General features: G+C 71.5%; 19 protein-coding genes. 13 read left to right on the top strand and 6 right to left on the bottom strand.

The genetic code is table 11. The features are described 5' to 3' along the window. The first annotated feature begins 20 nt into the window (after window positions 1-20). The 4 genes from murU to trxA all read left to right on the top strand — a co-directional run bounded on the left by murU (window position 21) and on the right by trxA (window position 7743). The gene (gene murU / locus V6S85_RS16775) at window positions 21-725 is read left to right on the top strand and encodes an N-acetylmuramate alpha-1-phosphate uridylyltransferase MurU (RefSeq protein ID WP_334349652.1); all 705 of its coding nucleotides are present in this window, start codon (window positions 21-23) and stop codon (window positions 723-725) included. Further along, window positions 722-3676, top strand: coding sequence for a double-strand break repair protein AddB (addB, locus tag V6S85_RS16770; RefSeq protein WP_334349638.1), 2955 nt, complete (start codon window positions 722-724; stop codon window positions 3674-3676). Before murU ends, addB begins: the two co-directional genes overlap by 4 nt. A gap of 151 nt (window positions 3677-3827) precedes the next feature. After that, on the top strand, window positions 3828-7286 hold the full coding sequence (addA, locus tag V6S85_RS16765) for a double-strand break repair helicase AddA (RefSeq protein ID WP_334349637.1): 3459 nt from the start codon (window positions 3828-3830) through the stop codon (window positions 7284-7286). Between the two features lie 121 nt (window positions 7287-7407). Continuing rightward, window positions 7408-7743, top strand: a complete 336-nt coding sequence (trxA, locus tag V6S85_RS16760) for a thioredoxin (RefSeq protein WP_101717002.1) — start codon at window positions 7408-7410, stop codon at window positions 7741-7743. A gap of 184 nt (window positions 7744-7927) precedes the next feature. Here the strand turns inward: trxA and V6S85_RS16755 are convergent, their stop codons facing one another. Continuing rightward, a complete protein-coding gene (locus V6S85_RS16755) occupies window positions 7928-8590 on the bottom strand; it encodes a nitroreductase (RefSeq protein ID WP_334349636.1) in 663 nt (220 codons plus the stop codon). Window positions 8591-8642: 52 nt separating this feature from the next. Between V6S85_RS16755 and mtgA the strand changes: the two genes are divergently transcribed. Both mtgA and V6S85_RS16745 read left to right on the top strand, forming a co-directional pair. Then, a complete protein-coding gene (gene mtgA, locus V6S85_RS16750; RefSeq protein ID WP_243410539.1) occupies window positions 8643-9356 on the top strand; it encodes a monofunctional biosynthetic peptidoglycan transglycosylase in 714 nt (237 codons plus the stop codon). A gap of 34 nt (window positions 9357-9390) precedes the next feature. After that, window positions 9391-9930, top strand: coding sequence for a GNAT family N-acetyltransferase (locus V6S85_RS16745; RefSeq protein ID WP_334349635.1), 540 nt, complete (start codon window positions 9391-9393; stop codon window positions 9928-9930). 157 nt (window positions 9931-10087) lie between these two features. Here the strand turns inward: V6S85_RS16745 and V6S85_RS16740 are convergent, their stop codons facing one another. Continuing rightward, window positions 10088-10540 (bottom strand): cupin domain-containing protein, encoded by a 453-nt coding sequence (locus V6S85_RS16740; RefSeq protein WP_442885674.1) that lies wholly within the window; start codon window positions 10538-10540, stop codon window positions 10088-10090. A 5-nt stretch (window positions 10541-10545) separates the two neighbouring features. Further along, on the bottom strand, window positions 10546-11292 hold the full coding sequence (gene gloB, locus V6S85_RS16735; protein ID WP_334349633.1) for a hydroxyacylglutathione hydrolase: 747 nt from the start codon (window positions 11290-11292) through the stop codon (window positions 10546-10548). Window positions 11293-11383: 91 nt separating this feature from the next. Between gloB and V6S85_RS16730 the strand changes: the two genes are divergently transcribed. From V6S85_RS16730 to V6S85_RS16720, 3 genes are all read left to right on the top strand, one after another. Further along, on the top strand, window positions 11384-12199 hold the full coding sequence (locus tag V6S85_RS16730) for a class I SAM-dependent methyltransferase (RefSeq protein WP_334349632.1): 816 nt from the start codon (window positions 11384-11386) through the stop codon (window positions 12197-12199). 27 nt (window positions 12200-12226) lie between these two features. Beyond that, entirely contained in the window at window positions 12227-12571 is a 345-nt protein-coding gene (locus V6S85_RS16725; protein WP_058348648.1) for a P-II family nitrogen regulator, read from the top strand. Window positions 12572-12672: 101 nt separating this feature from the next. After that, complete coding sequence (locus tag V6S85_RS16720) at window positions 12673-14181, top strand: phospholipase D-like domain-containing protein (protein ID WP_334349630.1); 1509 nt, start codon at window positions 12673-12675, stop codon at window positions 14179-14181. Between the two features lie 83 nt (window positions 14182-14264). On the opposite strand, the gene V6S85_RS16715 is transcribed toward V6S85_RS16720, so the two are convergent. From V6S85_RS16715 to metX, 3 genes are all read right to left on the bottom strand, one after another. Further along, window positions 14265-15011 (bottom strand): endonuclease/exonuclease/phosphatase family protein, encoded by a 747-nt coding sequence (locus tag V6S85_RS16715; protein ID WP_116566973.1) that lies wholly within the window; start codon window positions 15009-15011, stop codon window positions 14265-14267. Further along, window positions 15008-15673: a methionine biosynthesis protein MetW gene (gene metW, locus V6S85_RS16710; protein WP_334349651.1), complete on the bottom strand. Its 666-nt coding sequence runs from the start codon at window positions 15671-15673 to the stop codon at window positions 15008-15010. The genes V6S85_RS16715 and metW overlap by 4 nt, the downstream gene beginning before the upstream one ends. A gap of 142 nt (window positions 15674-15815) precedes the next feature. Continuing rightward, a complete protein-coding gene (metX, locus tag V6S85_RS16705; RefSeq protein ID WP_334349629.1) occupies window positions 15816-16973 on the bottom strand; it encodes a homoserine O-acetyltransferase MetX in 1158 nt (385 codons plus the stop codon). A gap of 135 nt (window positions 16974-17108) precedes the next feature. Here metX and V6S85_RS16700 point away from each other — a divergent pair, with 135 nt between their 5' ends. From V6S85_RS16700 to V6S85_RS16685, 4 genes are read left to right on the top strand one after another with little or no spacing between them, the layout of a single operon-like run. Continuing rightward, window positions 17109-17621 carry a SixA phosphatase family protein gene (locus tag V6S85_RS16700; protein WP_334349628.1) on the top strand — a complete coding sequence of 171 codons (513 nt, stop codon included), beginning with the start codon at window positions 17109-17111 and terminating at the stop codon, window positions 17619-17621. Continuing rightward, complete coding sequence (locus V6S85_RS16695) at window positions 17618-17956, top strand: DUF952 domain-containing protein (protein ID WP_334349627.1); 339 nt, start codon at window positions 17618-17620, stop codon at window positions 17954-17956. Before V6S85_RS16700 ends, V6S85_RS16695 begins: the two co-directional genes overlap by 4 nt. Then, window positions 17956-19023, top strand: coding sequence for a quinone-dependent dihydroorotate dehydrogenase (locus tag V6S85_RS16690; RefSeq protein ID WP_334349625.1), 1068 nt, complete (start codon window positions 17956-17958; stop codon window positions 19021-19023). Before V6S85_RS16695 ends, V6S85_RS16690 begins: the two co-directional genes overlap by 1 nt. Next, window positions 19020-19754 carry a TVP38/TMEM64 family protein gene (locus V6S85_RS16685; protein ID WP_116566963.1) on the top strand — a complete coding sequence of 245 codons (735 nt, stop codon included), beginning with the start codon at window positions 19020-19022 and terminating at the stop codon, window positions 19752-19754. The genes V6S85_RS16690 and V6S85_RS16685 overlap by 4 nt, the downstream gene beginning before the upstream one ends. Window positions 19755-19758: the final 4 nt, after the last annotated feature.

The raw sequence follows: 19758 nt of genomic DNA, 5'->3' as shown, positions 1-19758 counted from the left end.
CCAAGGCCCCCAAGAAGGCCATGGTGCTGGCCGCGGGCCTCGGCACCCGGATGCGCCCCCTGACCAACGACCGCCCCAAGGCGCTCGTGGAGGTCGCCGGCCGCACCCTGATCGACCACATGCTGGATCGCCTGGCCGACGCCGGCGTCGAGACCGCCGTCGTCAATGTCCACGCCTTCGCCGACCGGCTGGAAGCCCACCTGAAGACCCGCACCGGCGCGCCGGCGATCGTCATTTCCGACGAGCGCGGCGAGCTCTTGGAAACCGGCGGCGGCCTGCGCAAGGCCCGGCCGCTGCTGGGCGAGGATCCGGTGTTCGTCGCCAATATCGACTCCGTGTGGACTCAGGACGGCGCTCCCGCGATCGAGAGCCTGGCCAAGGCCTGGGATCCCGAGCGCATGGACGTCTGCCTGCTGCTGGCGCGACTGGACCGCACGCTGGGCTTCGACGGGGCCGGCGACTTCTTCATGGCCAATGACGGGGCCCTGACCTTCCGGGGCGAGGCCGCCAGCGCGCCCTACGCCTATATGGGCGTGCACATCTGCAAGCCGGGCCTGGTCGACGACGGCCCGGACGGCGCGTTTTCGCTGGCGACCATCTGGCGCAGGCTGGCGCCGCGGGGCCGCGTCCACGGCGTGATGATGGACGGCTTCTGGATGCACGTCGGCGACCCTGGGGCGCGCGACGAGGCCGAGGCCAAGCTCGCAGGAGCGCACGCGGGATGAGCGGCCCGGCCGGTTCCGGCTGGTTCTCAATCCCGGCCCACCGGCCGTTCGTCGACGACGTGGCCGCGGGCCTGGTCGAGCGCCTGTCGCATCTGGGTCCCGACGCCCTGTCGCACGCCACCCTGCTGACCCCGACCCGGCGCGGCGCCCGCGCCCTGGCTGACGCCTTCCTGGCGGTGAACGGCGGGCGGGCCGTGCTGCTGCCGCAGATCCGGCCGCTGGGCGACCTCGACGAGGGCGAGCCGCCGTTCGAGCCGGGCGACCTGGCGCTGGACCTGCCGCCGGCCGTCTCCAGCCGCCGCCGCCGGTTCGAACTGGCGCGCCTGGTGCACGACAACGCCTCCCTGCTGGACAGCCCGCCCAGCGCCGGCCAGGCCCTGGAGATGGCCAAGGCCGTCTCCGACCTGCTCGACAGCTGCCAGATCGAGGAGGTCCCGGTCATCGAGCGCCTCGACGGCCTGGCCGACGGCGACCTGGCCGCTCACTGGCAGGTCTCGGCGCGGTTCATCCGGGCCATGGTCGAGGGCTGGAGCGCGCGCCTGCGGGACCTGGACCTGATGGACGTCAGCGAGCGGCGGGTGCGCCTGCTGCGGGCCCTGGCCGACCAGTGGACCGACAATCCGCCGCAGGGCGTGCTGGTCGCCGCCGGTTCGACCGGCACCGCCCCGGCCACCGCCGACCTGCTGATCGCCGTCTCGCGGGCGCCGCAGGGCTATGTCGTGCTGCCCGGCCTCGACGAGGACCTGGCCGCCGACGCCTGGGAGCAGGTCGGCGAGCAGCATCCGCAAGGGGCCATGCGCCGGCTCCTGCACAGAGCCGGGGTGGGTCGCGGAGCGGTCCGCCGCTGGCGCACGGAGGCCGACAGCCGCGGCCGCTGGCGCCGTCGCCTGGTCAACGAGGCCCTGCGCCCAGCCGAGGCCACCGCCGACTGGCTTGCCCAGATCGCCAAGCTGCGCGCGGAGTCCGAAAGCCTCGACCCGATCGCCGAAGGGCTGTCGGGCCTGTCCCTGGTCAACGCCTCGGGCGAGGAGGAGGCGGCCCTGGCCTGCGCCCTCCTGCTGCGCGAGGCGCTGGAGACGCCGGGCAAGACCGCGGCCCTCGTCACCCCCGACCAGCAGCTGGCCCGCCGCGCGGGTCTCTACCTCGCCCGCTGGGGCGTCGTGCCCGACAGTTCGGCCGGCGCCCCGCTGGCCGCATCGCCCCCCGCCGTGCTGGCGCGCAAGCTGGCTGCGCTGGTGCTGGCGCCGTTGGACCCGGTCGGCCTGCTGTCGGTGGCCAAGCACCCGCTGCTGAAGGCCGACGAGGCCGCCCACACGCTGGAGCGATACGGCCTGCGCGGCCCCGCCCCCGTCGACGCCGCCGCGCTGGAAGGCCGCATCGCGCCGTTTCCCGAGGCCGTGGACCTGGCCCGCCGCATCCACGCCGCCGTCGAAATCGCCGCCGAGCCTTACGCCGCCGGTCCGGTCGCCCCGCCGCACCTGGCGGCCGAGGCCCTGGCCAAAGCACTGGAAAGCCTGGTCGAACCCACGGCCCTGTGGGCCGGCTCCGGCGGCGAGGCGCTGGCGGCGCTGGTCTCGGCCCTGATCGAGGACGGTCAGGCCCTGCCGCCGACCAATCCGCTGGGCTTCCTCGACCTGCTCGGCCGCCTGGTGGACGAGGAGACCCTGCGCGTCGGCGGCGCCACCCACCCGCAGCTTCGCATGCTGGGCGCCATCGAAGCCCGCCTGGTGCGCGCCGACCGGCTGATCCTGGCCGGGCTGGAGGAAGGCGTCTGGCCGCAGGCCGCGCCGATCGACCCGTTCCTGTCGCGGCCGATGCGCGCCAAGCTTGGCCTGCCGCCGCCCGAGCGCAAGATCGGCCTCACCGCCCACGACTTCGCCCAGGCCGCCAGCGCCCCCGACGTGATCCTGGTGCATAGCCAGCGCCGCGGCGGCGCGCCGGCCGTCGAGAGCCGCTGGCTGTGGCGGATGAAGACCTTGGCGCGCGGCGCGAACCTGGCGCTGACCGAGCGGCCGGACGTTCTGGACTGGGCCCGCGCGCTGGACGCCCCCGGACCCTACGCCCCGGTCAAGCGCCCGGCGCCTTGCCCGCCGGTCGAGGACCGCCCACGCCGCATGGCCGTCACCCGCGTCGAGGCCCTGACCCGAGATCCCTACGCGGTGTGGGCGCGCGATATCCTGAAGCTCTACCCCCTCGACCGGCCGGACGAGCCGGTCGAAGCGCGCGCGCGCGGCACGGCGATCCACGCCGCCTTCGAGGTCTTCGCCCTGACCTATCCCGACGCCCTGCCGGCCAATGGCGCGGAGATCTTCGAAGGGCTCTACATCGCCGAGCTGGTCGCCGCCGGCATGCCGCCGTCGGCCCTGGCCCGCGAACGCGCCCTGGCCCGCGAGGCCGCCCTGTGGGTCATGGACCTGGAGGCCCGTCGCCGCGCGGGGGCCGAGAAGATTGTCGTGGAGGCGGCCGGCGAGATCACCTTCCAGGTCGACGGCCGCCCCTTCACCCTGACGGCCAAGACCGACCGCATCGAGCCCACGCGCGACGGCCGCGCCGCGCACATCCTCGACTACAAGACCGGCGCCGCCCCCAGCCAGAAGCAGGTCGACACCGGCTTCTCTCCGCAGCTGACCCTGACGGCGGCGATCCTGCAGAACGGCGGCTTCGCCGACATCGGCCCGCGCGCGCCGGGCGACCTGACCTATGTCCGCGTCACCGGCCGCCGGCCGGCCGGCGAGGAGCAGACCCGCGCCAGCGCCGGCGGCGACAGCGAGGAAGCCGCCCGCAAGGCCTTCGACGGCCTGGTCGACCTGATCCGCAAGTACGACGAACCCGACCGCCCCTACCTGTCGCGCACCGCGCCGCAGTTCGTGCACGACCACGCCGGGGATTACGGCCACCTGGCGCGGGTGTTCGAGTGGTCGACCAGCGGGGATGAAGGGGACGGGGAATGAGGGGGGCGGCGTCAAAGATCCTCCCCCCCTGGGGGAGGCGGCCGAAGGCCGGAGGGGGGGCGTTTTCAGCTTCCCGCTCGGTGGCCCATGTCGCAAAGACTCCCCCCGCCGATCGCTTCGCGATCGCCTCCCCCAGAGGGGGAGGCGCCCTGTGATCGACCCCCAACGCCTCGCCGCCGATCCGGCGATCTCGGCCTTCGTCACGGCCAACGCCGGTTCAGGCAAGACCAAGACCCTGATCGACCGGGTCGCGCGCCTGCTGCTGGGCGGCGCCGAGCCGGCGGCGATCCTGTGCGTGACCTACACCAAGGCCGCCGCCGCCGAGATGCAGCACCGATTGTTCGACCGCCTGGGCAAGTGGTGCGTCACGCCCGACGAGGCCCTGCGCGCCGAGATCGCCGGGCTGGTCGACCGGCCGCAGAGCGATTTCGACGCCCTGGCCCTGTCCAAGGCCCGCAGCCTGTTCGCCAAAGCCCTGGAGACCCCCGGCGGCCTGAAGATCCAGACCATCCACGCCTTCTGCGAGAAGCTGCTGCGGCGTTTCCCGATCGAGGCCGGGGTGTCGCCCGGCTTCGAGGTGATGGACGACAGCGCCTCGGCCGCGGTGGCCCAGGCCGCGCTGCACAAGCTGGCCGACCACGTCACCCACAGCGACGACATCTTCGCCCAGGCCTATGCCCGCTTCTCGGTGGCGCTGGACTTCGCCTCGTTCGAGGCGATGTTCGCCACCTTCGAGCACCAGCGCGCGGCCATCGCCGCCTATCGCGAGCGCTGCGGCGGCCTGGAGGGCGTCGAGGCCGACATCTGGAACGTCTGCGGTTTCGCCGAGCCGACCACCGTCGAGGACATCGCCGCCCAGGCCATGGACGACCTGGATCCGGTCTTCTGGCGCTCGGTCGCCGACGTGCTGTCGGGCGGCGGCAAGCAGGACTCCGAGCGCGCCGCGATCATGAAGGCGGTGGCGCAGGCCCCGTCGCTGGACGCCGCCCTGACCCTGCTCTTCACCGAGAAGGGCGCCGGCACGCCGGTGACCTGGGTGGCCAAGACCTCCGGCCTGAAGAGCCGCGAGGACCTGCGCGAACGCCTGCTGGCCGAACAGGAGCGCCTGGAGGAAGCCCGTGAGTTCCTGCGCGCCGCAAAGGTGGCCGAGGACAGCGTCGCGGTCATGCGGCTGGCGATCCTGTACCTGGCCAAGTTCATCGAGGAGAAGCAGGCGCATGGCGCGCTCGACTTCTCCGACCTGATCGAGAAGACCCGCGACCTCCTGACCCGAAAGGTCGACGCGGCCTGGGTGCTCTACAAGCTGGACGGCGGGGTTTCCCACATCCTGCTCGACGAAGCCCAGGACACCGCCCCCGAGCAGTGGGAAATCCTGTCGGCCCTGACCGAGGACTTCTTCGCCGGGGCCGGGGCGCCGGGCCATGACGGCAAGACCACCGACGGCCGCACCCTGTTCATCGTCGGCGACGAGAAGCAGTCGATCTACTCGTTCCAGGGCGCCCAGCCCGAGCGACTGCTGATCGAGACGCAGGGCTATATCGCCCGCATCGAGGCGGTCGGGCGGGTGGGCAAGTCCGTGCCGCTGTCGACCTCGTATCGCTCGACCCGGCAGGTGCTCGATTTCGTCGACGCCCTGTTCGAGGCCCCCGACGCGCGCCTGGGCCTGGCCCCCACCGGCGAGGACATCCCCGCGCACGTGGCCTTCCGCAAGGATCATCCCGGGTGCGTCGACCTGTGGCCGCTGGAGCGCGAACCAGCCGCCGCCGAGCGCGAGGCCTGGGACGCGCCGCTGGACGTGGAGACCGAGCAGGGCGCCAACCGGCGCCTGGCCGAGAAGATCGCCGCCGAGATCAAGGCCCTGGTCGAGCGGGGCGACGCGGTGTTCGACAAGGACGCCCGCGTCTGGCGCCCAGCCCACTACGGCGACGTGCTGGTGCTGGTGCGGCGGCGCAAGGCGCTGTTCGAGGAGGTGCTGCGGGCCCTGAAGCGGCGCGGCGTGCCGGTGGCCGGCGCCGACCGGCTGTCGCTGTCGGCCCACATCGTCTTCGACGACCTGCTGGCCCTGGGCCGCTTCTGCCTGTTCCCCGACGATGACCTGACCCTGGCGGCGCTGCTCAAGAGCCCGTTCTGCGCCCTGACCGACGATGACCTCTACGCCCTGGCCAAGGGACGGCGGGGAACGCTGTGGAGCGTGCTGTCGGCCCGGGCCGACGAGCGCCCGGCCTGGCGCGAGGCCCACGTCCTGCTGGACTGGGCGCTGACCGCCCGCCGCCGCCGGCAACCTTACGAGTTCTACGCCCTGTTCCTGGGCAAGCTGGACGCCAACCACGTCAGCAACCGCGCCCGCGCCCTGACCCGCCTGGGCGAGGAGGCCGCTGACGCCCTGGACGAGTTCCTGGCCCAGATCACCAACGCCGAGGCCCGCGGCGTGCGCGATCTGGAGACCCTGGTGGCCGAGTTCGCGGCGCTCGACATCGTGGTCAAGCGCGAGATGGAGGGCGTGCGCCGGCAGGTGCGGGTGATGACCGCCCACGGCGCCAAGGGCCTGGAAGCGCCGATCGTCTTCCTGCCCGAGACCACGATGAAGGGCGGGGCCCGCGGCTCGCCGCTGCTGGCCACGGCCGACAAGGGCTTCCTGTGGTGCGCCTCGGGCAAGCAGGACTGCGAGGCCTCGGCGGCGGCGCGGAAACTGCGCGAGGACAAGGCCCAGCAGGAGGCCTATCGCCTGCTCTATGTGGGCCTGACGCGGGCGCGCGATCGCCTGGTGCTGTGCGGCCGCATCGACGCGCGCACCAAGGACGAGAACGTCGGCGGCTGGTACGCCGCCGCCCGCGCCGCCTTCGCCCATCCGAAGGTCGAGGGCGACGTGCGGACGATCGACGAGGAGACCGGGGTGCTGCGCTACGGCCCCGATCCCCTGCCCGCGCCGCCGGCCGCCGAGCTGGTCGAGACGCCCTCCGCGCTTCTGCCCGCCTGGGCGCGTCGGGCTGCGGAACCGGTCTCGGCCGGCGCCCGCTGGGCCGCGCCCTCGGCGCTGGAGGCCGAGGAGGAGGCGGTCGGCTCGGCCCCCTCGCCCCTGGCCAAGATCGAGGGCCTGGGTCGCTATCGCCGGGGCGAGATAGTGCACCGGCTGCTGCAATTGCTGCCCGACATCGCGCCGGCCGGACGCCGGGCGGCCGCCGCGCGGCTGCTGGCGGCCGAGCGCGACCTGACCGAAGCGCAAAGAACGGAGATGACCGCCGCCGCCTTCGGCGTGCTGGAGGACGATCGTTTCGCCGCCGTGTTCGGGCCGGGCTCACGCGCGGAGGCCTCGCTGGCCGGCGCCGCCGCCGCCCTGCCCCCGGGCATGGCGATCTCGGGCCGGGTCGACCGGCTGGTGGTCGCTCCCGACCGGGTGCTGGTCGTCGACTACAAGACCAACCGCCCCTCGCCCGACCGCATCGAGGACGCCGATCCGGCCTATCTGTCGCAGATGGCGGTCTATGCCGCGGTGCTGGCCGAGATCTTCCCCGGGCGGCGGATCGAGGCGGCGATCGTGTGGACGGATGGCCCCAAACTGATGGCCGTTCCAGAAAACGTGCGGGCGGCGGCTCTTTCGCGCCTCTTCTGAGTTATTGCCGGACGCGCGCCCCGCGCCTACATCTTCAGCCAAGAGGCGGTCGCAACCGCCACTGTTCTCAATTTCGCGCCGCGATCTCCCCCGACCCGCCGCGCCAGCCAGGAGCCAGACCATGAGCACCGTTGCGGTGACCGACGCCACCTTCGAACAAGACGTCCTGCAAGCCGAGGGCCCCGTGCTCGTCGACTTCTGGGCCACGTGGTGCGGCCCGTGCAAGCAGATCGCCCCGGCCCTGGAGCAGATCTCCGAAGAGCTCGCCGACCAGGTCGTGGTCGCCAAGATCGACATCGACGAGAACCAGATGACCCCCGCCCGCTACGGCGTGCGCGGCATCCCGACCATGATGCTGTTCCGCGGCGGCCAGATGACCTCGATGAAGGTCGGCGCCATGCCCAAGAGCAAGATCGTCGAGTGGCTGGCCGAAGCCGGCGTCAAGCAGACCGCCTGAGCGGTCGCTGCCCCGATGCGACGAAGAGCCCCGGTCGGAAACGGCCGGGGCTTTTTCTTTGAGATCCTCCCCCTGAAGGGAGAGGTGGCCCGAAGGGCCGGAGGGGGAAGCGGCTGCCGAAGCGCCGCATTCACTTCCCCCTCAGTCGCTCCGCGAGAGCTCCCCCTTCAGGGGGAGCATCTGGTCAGAACCCCCTGAGCTCCCCCCAGGCCTCGAAATCATCCCGCCTTGATCGCCAGGCGTTCACCGGCGCGGCCTCGTCGGCGACGCCCAGCGCCATGCCGGAGAACACCATGTGGTCGTCCGGCAGGCCCAGAAACTCAGCGGCCAGCTTGCCATAGGCCGACCAGAACTCCTGGGCGCAGGTGGCCAGGCCCGCTTCGGTGGCCAGCAGCATCACCGTCTGCATGTACATGCCCAGGTCCGACCACTGCGGCGGGCCCAGGTTGCGGTCGATGGAGAAGAACAGGCCCACCGGCGCCCCGAAGAACTCGGCGTTGCGGGCGAACTGCCTGAGGCGGCCGATCTTGTCCTCGCGCGGGATTTCCAGCGCCCCGTAGAGGTCTTCGCCCACCTGGAAGCGGCGGGTGCGGAACGGCTCCCAGAGGTTGGCCGGATAGACCGCGTACTGCGCCTCGTCGGGCGAGCCCAGCCGCGCGGCGACCATGGTCTTGAACTGCGCCAGCGCCTCGCCGGCGACGGCGTGCACCTTCCACGGCTGGAGGTTGCCGCCCGAGGGCGCGCGGGCGGCGGCCTCGAGGATGGCCCGCACCGTTTCGCCCGACACCGGGTCGGCCTTGAAGGCCCGCGCCGAGAACCGCGCGGCGACCGCCGTAGAAACGTCCATCAAGGCCTCCCTAACCAACGCGCCCTATCGAGGGCGTCGATGGTTGGCTAGCATCCGGCCGCAAGGTCAAGGCAAGGGGCGTCGGGTTTTGAAGGTTCTGCTGCGCAACATCTTCCTGGCGCTGTTCATCGTGCTGGTGGCCGGGCCGATCCTGGCCGTGCTGGTCTATCGCTTCGTGCCGGTGCCGGCGACGCCGCTGATGGTCATCCGCGCCGTCGAGGGCAAGGGCTGGGACCACCGCTGGCGGCCGCTGTCGAAGGTTTCTCCCAGCCTGCCGCGCGCCCTGATCGCCGCCGAGGACGCCCGCTTCTGCGAGCACCACGGCTTCGACGTCGAGGCCCTGCAGAAGGCCTATGAGAACAACGAGAAGGGCAAGAAGGTGCGCGGCGGCTCGACCATCAGCCAGCAGACCGCCAAGAACGTCTTCCTGTGGCCGGACCGCTCCTACCTGCGCAAGGGGCTGGAGGCCTGGTTCACGGTGCTGATCGAGATCGGCTGGGGCAAGCAGCGGATCATGGAGGTCTATCTGAACTCCATCGAGTTCGGGCCCGGCATCTATGGCGCGGAAGCCGCCGCCCAGCGCTATTTCGGCGTCAGCGCCGCCAAGCTGACCCCAGCCCAGTCGGCGCGGCTGGCGGCGATCCTGCCCAGCCCCCTGAAGTGGAAGGCGGTCAAGCCCGGCCGCTACGTGCAGAAGCGTTCGCGCAAGATCGGCGCGGCCTCGGGCACGGTGCGCCGCGACGGCCTGGCCGCCTGCGTGATCTGACGAAAAGACAAGAACGAGAGGGAAGGAAACGACAATGGCCATCGCCCCTGGCCCCACGCTGGAGACCGCCCGCCTGATCCTGCGCCCCACCGGCGCGCAGGATCTCGACGGCTGGGCGCAGCTGATGGGCGACGTCGAGGCCGCCCAGTACATCGGCGGCTACCAGACCCGCGAGGCCGCCTGGCGCGGCATGGCCAGCATGGCCGGCTCGTGGGCGATCAACGGCTTTGGCATGTTCTCGCTGATCGCCAGGGACACCGGCCTGTGGGTCGGGCGCATCGGCCCCTGGCGGCCGGAAGGCTGGCCCGGCACGGAGGTCGGCTGGGGCCTGTTGCGCAGCGCCTGGGGCAAGGGCTACGCGGTCGAGGCCGCCCAGGCCGCCATCGACTGGGCCTTCGACCACCTAGGCTGGGACGAGGTGATCCACTGCATCCACCCGCAGAACACGGCCTCGCAGCAGGTGGCGGCGCGGCTGGGGTCGAAGAACCGCGGCGCGCATCCGCTGCCGGCGCCGTACCAGGACCTGCCGAATGACGTGTGGGGGCAGACGAAGGCGGAGTGGAAGGGGCGGTAAAGATGCTCCCCCTGAAGGGGGAGCTGTCGGCGGAGCCGACTGAGGGGGAAGCCGGTCAGCTTCAGCGGCAACTGAAAACGTCCCCCCTCCGGCCCTCCGGGCCACCTCCCCCACAGGGGGAGGATCTATTGGCGCGGAGCCACCTGAGGGGTCCCCCCTACACCTTCGGCCGCCAATCCTCGGGCGCCAGTTCGAAACCCTCGAACCTGAAGCCCGGCGCCACGGTGCAGCCGACCAGCGTCCAGGCGCCCAGCGACACCGCCGTCTGCCACCAGCCGACCGGCACCACCACCTGCGGACGGCAGCCGGCGCGCAGGTCCGGGCCCAGGGTGTGGGGCGTCATGCCGACGCCGTCGGGCGGCGACAGGGTCAGGCGGATCGGGGCGCCGGCGTACCAGTGCCAGATCTCGACCGCGTCGATGCGGTGCCAGGCCGACATCTGCTCGGCTTCCAGCAGGTAGTAGATCGCCGTCGAGGCCGGGCGGCCCTCGGCGTTCGGCGCGTCCTCGAACATCCGCACGTACCAGCCACCCTCGGGGTGGGGCTGCATGCCCAGCAGGCGCACGATCTCGCCGGCGCCCAGGTCGCCGGAAATCCCAGCCAAAGTCATAGAACTCATCCCTTGAAACTGTCCTTGGCCGCGCGGATCTCGGCGAAGGCCTGGGCGGGCGCGAGGCCCGGCCGCAGCGCCGGGGCGCGCAGGAACGGATTGGTGGCCTTCTCCAGGCCGATGGTGGTGGGCACGGTGGCCTCGCCGCGCTCGCGGGCGGCGAACACCTGCTCGGCGCGCGCCTTCAGCGCCGGGTCCGCATCGACTGACAAGGCGAAGCGGGCGTTCGAGGCGGTGTATTCGTGGGCGCAGTAGACGGTGGTGTCGTCGGGCAGGTCGGCCAGCCGCGACAGCGAGGCCCACATCTGCTCGGGATCGCCCTCGAACATCCGGCCGCAGCCCAGGGCGAACAGGGTGTCGCCGACGAAGGCGATCGCGTCTTCCGCATCGTGGTAGGCCACGTGACCCAGGGTGTGGCCGCCGCTGTCGATCACCGAAAGGCGCGTCGCGCCCAGTTCGACCACGTCGCCGCCGGCGACCACGCGGTCGAGCGGCGCGATGCGGGTCACCTCCTGCGGACCGACGATGATCGCGCCGGTGGCGGCCTTGACCGCCTCGTTGCCGCCGGCGTGGTCAGGATGCCAGTGGGTGTTAAGGATCATGTCCAGGCCCCAGCCCCGCTTTTCCAGCTGCATCAGGATGGCGTCGGCGTCCGGCGTGTCGATGCAGGCGGTCTTCCCCGTCGCCACGTCGCGCACGAGAAAGCCGTAATTGTCGGAGAGGCAGGGAAACTGGTGGATTTCGAGCGGCATGCGATCGGCCTCGGTCACGGACGGGGGTCGGCGGGCGTGACGCGGAGGATTCGCCCGCCTACATAGATGGCCTCGACGCCACGGAGAGACAATGCGCCGCGACGTGCTCGACCTCAGAGCCTTCTACGCCGCCCCGCTGGGCCGGGTGGCGCGGGAGATGCTCGGCCGCAAGGTGGCCGAGGCCTGGGGCGACGCCAACGGGCTGGACGTACTGGGCCTGGGCTACGCCACGCCCTTTCTCGACGAGTGCCGCGCCAAGGCCCGCCGGGTGGTGGCCGCCATGCCCGCGACGCAAGGCGTGGAGGTCTGGCCGGTGGGCGAGCGCAACCAGGCCGCCCTGGTCGAAGAGACCGCCCTGCCCTTTCCCAACGCCATGTTCGACCGGATCCTGGCGGTCCATGCCCTGGAAGAGGCCGACGACCCGGCCGCGGTGCTGCGCGAACTGTGGCGGGTGATGGCCCCGTCGGGCCGCCTGATCGTCGCGGTGGCCTCGCGCGACGGCGTCTGGGCCCGCGCCGAGGGCACGCCCTTCGGTCACGGGCGCCCGTTCAGCCGCAGCCAGTTGGAGAACCTGCTGCGCGAGGCCGACCTGGAGCCCGCCGGCTGGACCCGCGCGCTCTATGCGCCGCCCGCCGGCTTCACGGTGGGCTGGGCCGAGGGCTTCGAGCAGGTCGGCGCGCGCCTGTGGCCGCGCTTCGCCGGCCTGATCCTGATGGAGGCCGTCAAGCAGACCTTCGCGGTCAAGCCGCGCGGCAGCCGGGCCCGCGCCCGGGTGTTCGCCCCGGTCATGCCGCCCGCGCCCGCCGGCGTGGCGCCTGTTCGAAAGGCGCCGGGAACCGTAAGGACCGGAATACTATTGGAAGCTGTGGCGCCAGGGCCTAGCCTTGAGTCGCCGACCAAGCCGTAACCGGCCGCGTAGAGGGGAATTCGCGCCATGAAGATGATCGTCGCCGTTATCAAGCCCAGCCGCCTGGACGCCGTGCTCGAGGCGGTCACCGAGGCCGGCGCTTCGGGGCTGACGGTGACCGAGGTGCGCGGCTACGGCCGCCAGAAGGGCAAGACCGAGGTCTATCGCGGCGCCGAGTACGAGGTGAAGCTGCTGCCCAAGGTCAAGCTGGAGATCGCCGTGCCCACCGACGTGGCCGACGCGGTGATAGAGGCCCTGCAGCGCACCGCCAACACCGGCAAGATCGGCGACGGCAAGGTCTTCGTCCTCGACCTGGAACAGGCCCTGCGCATCCGCACGGGCGAGCGCGACGCCGCCGCCATCGCCGGCTGATCGCGCGCCGCACGGCGGGATGATTCAGGACAAGCCGCGGCCACAAGCGGAGCCTTACACTGCCTGGCGCGTTTCAGCAGCAGTACGGGCGTAGGGGCGACATGGCCGAGATCGAAACCGTCTTCTGTCCCGGCTCGACCTGCTGGCGGGTCGAGACCGCCGAGCGCCTGGCGCTGTTCATCGACAACGACGAGGCCTTCGACGCGCTGAAGGCCATACTGCTGTCGGCCAAGCACTCGATCTGGATCCTGGCCTGGGTGTTCGACCCGCTCACCCGCCTCGACCCCGACCGGGTGAAGAAGAGCCGCGATCCCATCCACGCCGACCGCATCGGCCTCTTGCTACGCCGGCAGGCGGCGCTGAACCCGGCGCTGGACGTGCGGGTGCTGGCCTGGGACATGCCGTTCCCGATCGCCGCCTCGCAGCTGTTCGGCCCGCAGCGGGGCGCGGCCTTCTTCGCCGGCTCCAAGGTCAAGTACCGGCTGGACAACACCCTGCCGGCCAGCGCCTGCCATCACCAGAAGGTGGTCGTCGTCGACGGCGTCACGGCCCTGGTCAGCGGCGGCGACATCGGCGTCGATCGCTGGGACACCACCGCCCACCTCGACAACGATCCGCGCCGGCGCCTGCCGACCGGACACCACTATCCCGCCCGCCACGAGGTCGCCGCCCTGGTCGACGGTCCGGTCGCCGGCTCGCTGGCCGAGCTCTTCGCCGAGCGCTGGCGCAAGGCAACCGGCGAGACCCTCGATCCGCCCCAGCGCCCGCTCGTCACGCCCTGGCCCGAGCACCTGGCGCCGGTGCTGCGCCGCCTGCCGGTCGCCATCGCCCGCACCCAGCCGCACTGGCGCCGCGACGCCGAGATCAACGAGTGCCTGCTGCTGCACCTGGAGATGATCCGCACGGCCCAGTGGCTGATCTACATCGAGAACCAGTACCTGACCTCGCCGATCGTGGTCGAAGCCCTGGCCGAGCGCCTGGCCGAGCCCGACGGGCCCGAGGTGGTGACGGTGGGCCCCGCGCGCAGCCCCAGCTATTTCGACCAGATCACCATGGACAGCGCCCGCACCGCGGCGCTCAACCGCCTGCGCGAGGTCGACGTCCACGGGCGCTTCTACGCCTTCAGCGCCCGCACGCCCAAGGGCGCGCCGATCATCGTCCACTCCAAGGTGGCGGTCGCCGACGACCGGGTGCTGCGCCTGGGCTCGGCCAACCTCAACAACCGCTCGATCGGCCTCGACACCGAGTGCGACATCGGCTTCGAGGCCCACGACGAGGACCAGCGCCTGGCCATCGCCGCCTTCCTTGGCCGGCTGATCGGCCATTTCCTGGGGGTCGAGACCGAGATCGTGCTGGAGGCCTTCATAGAGCACGGCGGCCTTGGCCCCGCCATCGAGGCGCTGGACGGCAGGACCGGTCCGCGCCGGCTGGAGCCGGTGGGCGTCACGCCGCTGAAGGGCCTGAAGAAGTTCGTCGCCGACTGGAGCCTGGGCGACGCCATCGCCCCCGACGACGCCTGGCGCCCCTGGGGCCGCCGCAAGCGCCTGAAGCACGACCTCCACCGCCTGACGGCGCCTCCGCCCGCGCCGCCGGAGCATTTGCAGCTGTAGGACGGGCCGCGACCTTTCCTATCCGCCCGTCATTCCCGCCACAAGGGCGGGAATGACGGGAGGTTAGGGGTGAGCGAGGGTTTTCACCCCTCCTCTATCTCCAGATCCACCACCAGCGGCAGGTGGTCCGAAGCCACCCGGGCCAGCGCGTCGTAGGGCGAGAAGACGTTCACCGTCTTCAGGCCCTTGGTCAGAAAGACGTGGTCGATGCGCATGAACGGGAAGGTCGACGGGAACGTCGCCGTGGGCGCCTTGGCCCAGCCGGCGGCCAGGCTCTGGGCGTCGCGGGCGGCGGCCTTGAGCAGGCGATAGGTGGCCGAATAGGGCGTGGCGTTGAAGTCGCCCAGCAGCACGCCCGGCGCCTTCCAGCGATCGGACGACATCCAGCCCTCGCCGATCAACGCGGCGGCCTGGCGCTTCTGCTCCTGAGGGATCAGGCCAAGATGGGTGTTGATGATCTGCACCGGCGTCTCGCCGACCATCACCTCGATCCACAGGGCGCCGCGCGGCTCCAGCCCCGGCACCGCGCGATAGAACGGCAGCGGGCCAGACCTGATCAGCTTCTCGGGCAGGTGGGTGAGGATGGCGTCGCCATAGAGCTCTTCCTCCACGGTCATGGCCGGGTGGAAGTGGAAGCCCATCTTCAGGAGTTCGGCCAAGCGGTGGGCCTGGTCGACATGGCCGGTGCGCAGCCGGCCGACGTCGAGCTCCTGCAGGGCCACGACGTCGGGCTCGTGGGCCGAGATCACCTCGGCCACGCGTTCCACGTCGAGCCTGCGGTCGCCGCCCACGCAACGGTGGACGTTGTAGGTCATCAGCCGCAGCTTCATGGGATCAGAAGATCGCCTGAAACCGCGCTCGGTTCCACACGCTCAGCGGGCGTTCCGCGACTGAGCAGGAAAAGACAGGTCTCCGAGCGCCAGTTCTCCAGCGCCTTGGTCGGGTCGATGGCGCGCGCGGGGCCGTTTCCGGCGAAGGCGGCGCTGGCGTCGACCCGCACGCCCAGGTCCTGCGTCAGGGCCATGAAGTCGGCCAGGGTGCACAGGTGGATGTTGGGCGTCGACCACCAGGGCATGGGCAGGGCCTTGGTCTCGGGCATCCGGCCCCGGCTGATCAGCGACCAGCGCACCCGCCAGTGGCCGAAATTGGGGAACGAGACGATGGCCCGGTCGGCGATCCGCAGCAGCTCGTCCAGCACGTGGCGCGGATTGCGCGTGGCCTGCAGGGTCTGGGACAGCACCGCGTAGTCGAAGGTCTTGTCGGGGAAGTGGTCGAGATCCTGATCGGCGTCGCCCTGCACCACCGACAGCCCCCGCGCCATGCAGGCGGCCACGCCGTGGGCGCTGATCTCCAGCCCCCGGCCGTCGACCTCCTTCTCACGGGTCAGGAGCTCCAGCAGCGCGCCCTCGCCGCAACCGACGTCCAGCACCCGCGCGCCGGGACGCACGAGGCGGAGGATTTCCCGGAAGTCCTCGCGGATCATCACCAAGATCCTCCCCCTCTGGGGGAGGTGGCCCGGAGGGCCGGAGGCGGGCCGTTTTCAGCTTCCGCGACGGCGGATCGTCCTTGCAGAACTCCCCCCACCGATCGCTGCGCGATCGCCTCCCCCACGGGGGGACGTTCCTTGAAATCGATCATCGCCCGATCCCCCGCTCGCGTTCCACCGACGCCATGAACCCCGTCAGGGCCGCGTCCATCACCGGCTCGTCCAGCAGGAAGGCGTCGTGGCCCTTGTCGCTGTCGATCTCGGCGAAGGCGGCGCGGCAGCCGGCGGCGGTGAGGGCGCGGACGATGTGGCGGCTTTCCGAGGTCGGATAGAGCCAGTCGCTGGTGAAGCTCAGCACGCAGAACCGCACGTCGCGCGCGGCCTTGAAGGCGTTGGCCAGCACCCCGCCGTGCGGCGCGGCCAGGTCGAAATAGTCCATGGCCCGGGTGATGTAGAGATAGGAGTTGGCGTCGAAGCGGTCGACGAAGCTGGCCCCCTGGTGGCGCAGGTAGCTCTCGACCTGGAAGTCGGCGTCGAAGCCCCAGGACAGGCCGTCGCGCTGAAGTTCTCTGCCGAACTTGCGCTGCAGGGCCGGCTCGGAGACGTAGGTGATGTGGGCGGCCATGCGGGCCACGGCCAGGCCCTTCTCGGGCCGCGCGCCCTGGCCGGCATAGGCCCCGCCGCGCCATTCGGGGTCGGCCATGATCGCCTGGCGACCCACCTCGTGGAAGGCGATGTTCTGGGCCGAATGGCGCGAGGTCGAGGCCACGACGACGGCGCTGAACAGCTTCTGGGGATAGTCCACCGCCCACTGCTGCACCTGCATGCCGCCCATCGAGCCGCCGACCACCGCCAGCAGGGTGTCGACCCCCAGGGCGTCGATCAGCATGGCCTGGGCCCGCACCATGTCGGCGATGGTGATCATCGGGAACGACAGGCCGAAGGCCTCGCCGGTGGCCGGGTTGATCGAGGCCGGGCCCGTGGAGCCCATGCAGCCGCCGATCACGTTCGAGCAGATGACGAAGTGCCGGGCCGGGTCGATCGGCCTGCCGGGCCCGACAAGGCGCGTCCACCAGCCGGGCTTGCCGGTGGCCGGATGGGTGGAAGCGACGTACTGGTCGCCGGTCAGGGCGTGGCAGATCAGGACGGCGTTGGTCCCGTCCTCGTTCAGCGAGCCGTAGGTCTGGTAGGCCACCTCGAGGCCGCTGATCTTCGCCCCGGAATCCAGCACCAGCGGCCGGTCGGCGGGGAAGCGCCAGACACCGCCGCCGAGCGGCGCGGAAACGTCCAGATCAAGGTCGGCCATGTCGCCTTGGACCGCCTGTCGACGAAGGTGTCAACCATGCGCTTTGCGCCTGGGCGACGGGCTCGTATGAGGAGATGACGAAGACGGCGTTTCTCGCCATTTGCCCAGCTTTAAAACCGCTCTATGGAGGGCGTCATGGACCGTCTGATCCTGATGCGCCACGGCAAGGCCGAGCGGCACGCCGCCCAGGGCGGCGACTTCGAGCGCGCGCTCGCCGAGCGCGGCCGCCAGGACGTGGCGCTGATCGCCTCGGCCCTGGCTTCGCGAGGCCTTTCGCCCGACCTCGTCCTGGTCTCGGCCGCCCGCCGCACCCGCGAGACCTGGGAGACCGCCGCCGGCGCCTTTCCGGGCGCGACCGCCGAGGTGCTGCGCAATCTCTATCACGCCGAGGCCCAGGAGGTGCTGGCCGCCGTGCGCGAGGCCGACGCGCCGGCCGGCACGGTGATGGTGGTCGGCCACAATCCGGGCCTGCACGACCTGTCGCTGCGCCTGGCCCAAGGGGGGCTGGCCGACGCCGCCGAGCTTGCCAAGCTGCGCGGCCGTTTCCCCACCGCCACGGCGGCGGTCTTCGACATCGACGCGTCCGGCGCCCCGCGGCTGGCGCGCGTCTTCTACGCATCCGAACACGGCGGGCACGGCGGCGAATGACCCTGGTCTACAAGATCCTCCCGAAGACGCTCTGGGACGCGGCCAAGGCGGCCGGCCGCTTTGACGGCGCGCCCATCGACCACGCCGACGGCTACATCCACCTTTCCGGCGCCGACCAGGCCCAGGAGACCGCCGCCCTCTATTTCAAGGGCCAGGAAGACCTGCTGCTGGTCGGCTTCGACGCCAGCGCCCTGGGTCCGGAGCTGAAGTGGGAGGCTTCGCGCGGCGGGGCCCTGTTCCCGCACCTCTTCCGCAGCCTCTCGCCCGATGAGGCCGTGTCGGAAAAGCCGCTGGCGCTCGACGCCGAAGGCGTGCCGCAGCTGGGTCTTTCCTGATGGCCCTGCACGACATCGCCGCCCGCGCCCTGCACGCGCTGGACCCCGAAGACGCCCACGGCTGGGCGATCCGCGGCCTGAAGTGGGGCCTTGGCCCGCGCGACAGCGGCGTCGACGACCCGATCCTGGCCACCAGCGTCGCGGGCCTGCAGCTGTCGAACTGCGTGGGCCTGGCCGCCGGCTTCGACAAGAACGCCGAGGTTCCCGACGCCATGCTGGCCGCCGGCTTCGGCTTCGTCGAGGCCGGCACGGTCACGCCGCTGGCGCAGGCCGGCAATCCGCGCCCGCGCCTGTTCCGCCTGACGCAGGACCAGGCGGTGATCAACCGCATGGGCTTCAACAACGAGGGGCTGGAGCCCTTCGCCGCGCGCCTGTCCGCGCGCAAGCACGCCCATGCCGACCGACTGGGCGTGTTCGGCGCCAATATCGGGGCCAACAAGGACGCCGAAGACCGCATCGGCGACTACGTCACCGGCCTGACCCGGCTGTGGGGCCTGTCTGACTACTTCACGGTCAACATCTCCTCGCCCAACACGCCGGGCCTGCGCGCCCTGCAGACCAAGGCGGCGCTGGAGGAGTTGCTGGGCCGGATCGCCGAGGCGCGCGCGGGCCTGAAGAAAGGCGGCGCCGACTATCCGATCTTCCTGAAGGTCGCCCCCGACCTGGAAGAGGGCGAGGTCGAGGCCATCGTCGAGACCGTGCTGGCCTGCGGCCTGAACGGCGTCATCGTCTCCAACACCACCATCGCCCGGCCCGACACGCTGAAGTCGGCGCAGAAGGGCGAGGGCGGCGGGCTTTCGGGCGCGCCGTTGCTGGTCGCCTCGACCCGGGTGCTGGCCGAGTTCCACGCCGCCGCCAAGGGCCGCGTGGCCCTGATCGGGGCGGGCGGGATCGCCAGCGGCGCCGACGCCCTGGCCAAGATCAAGGCCGGCGCCTGCGCGGTGCAGCTCTATTCGGCCCTGGTCTATGGCGGCCCAGGCCTGGTGGTCCGGATCAAGAAGGATCTGGCCGCCCGCCTGCGGGCCGAGGGTTTCGCCAGCGTTTCGGACGCGATCGGAACCGCATGACCCCCGACCAGAGCCTGGCCTGGCTGCGACGCTTCGGACCGCTGGCGGTCCTGGCGCTGCTGCTCGTGGCGGCTCTGGCTTCAGGCGTGGCCGGCAAGCTGTCGCTCGAGACCCTTCAAGCCGAGGGCGAGGCGCTGCAGGCCTTCGCCCACCATCACCCGCTGCAGTGCGCGCTGATCTACGTGGCAGTCTACGTCGCCACGGTGTCGGTCTCGCTGCCGGGCGCGCTGATCCTGTCGCTCAGCGCCGGCTTTCTCTTCGGACCGCTGGGCGGGTTCCTGGCCCTGACGGGGGTGACCGGCGGCTCGACCGTGGTCTACGCGGCCTGCCGAACCGCCTTCGGCGACTTCCTGCGCCGCAAGCCCGGAGCCCTGCTGACGCGGATCGAGGACGGGTTCAAGGCCGACGCCTTCTCCTACCTCCTGACCCTGCGGCTGATCCCGGCCTTTCCTCTGCTGCTGGTCAATGTCGCCTCGGGCCTGATGAAGATCCCGCTGCGCACCTACCTGCTGGCCTCGGTGCTGGGCATGGCGCCCAGCTCCTTCGTCTATGCAGGGATCGGCTCGGGCCTTGGCCACCTGTTCGCCGAAGGCGACCCGGTGACCCTCGCCACCCTGGCCTCGCCGCGCATCTACATGCCGATCATCGGCCTGGGCGTGCTGGCCCTGCTGCCCCCGCTTTGGAAGGCCGCGCGCAGGCGCCGCGTTGCCCCCGCCGCCGACGTGAAGTAACCCA

The organism is Caulobacter sp. CCNWLW153 (genome assembly GCF_036889365.1).
In the GTDB taxonomy this organism is placed as follows: domain Bacteria; phylum Pseudomonadota; class Alphaproteobacteria; order Caulobacterales; family Caulobacteraceae; genus Caulobacter; species Caulobacter radicis.
Note: the sequence above shows the minus strand (reverse complement) of the source record. Positions and strands in the feature narration are given on the sequence as shown.

Bases quoted from the DNA above. Each gene is read 5' to 3' on its own strand.
- murU (WP_334349652.1), top strand. From the start codon at position 21: ATGGTGCTGGCCGCGGGCCTCGGCACCCGGATGCGCCCCCTGACCAAC.
- addB (WP_334349638.1), top strand. From the start codon at position 722: ATGAGCGGCCCGGCCGGTTCCGGCTGGTTCTCAATCCCGGCCCACCGG.
- trxA (WP_101717002.1), top strand. From the start codon at position 7,408: ATGAGCACCGTTGCGGTGACCGACGCCACCTTCGAACAAGACGTCCTG.
- V6S85_RS16755 (WP_334349636.1), bottom strand. From the start codon at position 8,590: ATGGACGTTTCTACGGCGGTCGCCGCGCGGTTCTCGGCGCGGGCCTTC.
- V6S85_RS16745 (WP_334349635.1), top strand. From the start codon at position 9,391: ATGGCCATCGCCCCTGGCCCCACGCTGGAGACCGCCCGCCTGATCCTG.
- V6S85_RS16740 (WP_442885674.1), bottom strand. From the start codon at position 10,540: ATGACTTTGGCTGGGATTTCCGGCGACCTGGGCGCCGGCGAGATCGTG.
- gloB (WP_334349633.1), bottom strand. From the start codon at position 11,292: ATGCCGCTCGAAATCCACCAGTTTCCCTGCCTCTCCGACAATTACGGC.
- V6S85_RS16730 (WP_334349632.1), top strand. From the start codon at position 11,384: ATGCGCCGCGACGTGCTCGACCTCAGAGCCTTCTACGCCGCCCCGCTG.
- V6S85_RS16725 (WP_058348648.1), top strand. From the start codon at position 12,227: ATGAAGATGATCGTCGCCGTTATCAAGCCCAGCCGCCTGGACGCCGTG.
- V6S85_RS16720 (WP_334349630.1), top strand. From the start codon at position 12,673: ATGGCCGAGATCGAAACCGTCTTCTGTCCCGGCTCGACCTGCTGGCGG.
- V6S85_RS16715 (WP_116566973.1), bottom strand. From the start codon at position 15,011: ATGAAGCTGCGGCTGATGACCTACAACGTCCACCGTTGCGTGGGCGGC.
- metX (WP_334349629.1), bottom strand. From the start codon at position 16,973: ATGGCCGACCTTGATCTGGACGTTTCCGCGCCGCTCGGCGGCGGTGTC.
- V6S85_RS16700 (WP_334349628.1), top strand. From the start codon at position 17,109: ATGGACCGTCTGATCCTGATGCGCCACGGCAAGGCCGAGCGGCACGCC.
- V6S85_RS16695 (WP_334349627.1), top strand. From the start codon at position 17,618: ATGACCCTGGTCTACAAGATCCTCCCGAAGACGCTCTGGGACGCGGCC.
- V6S85_RS16690 (WP_334349625.1), top strand. From the start codon at position 17,956: ATGGCCCTGCACGACATCGCCGCCCGCGCCCTGCACGCGCTGGACCCC.
- V6S85_RS16685 (WP_116566963.1), top strand. From the start codon at position 19,020: ATGACCCCCGACCAGAGCCTGGCCTGGCTGCGACGCTTCGGACCGCTG.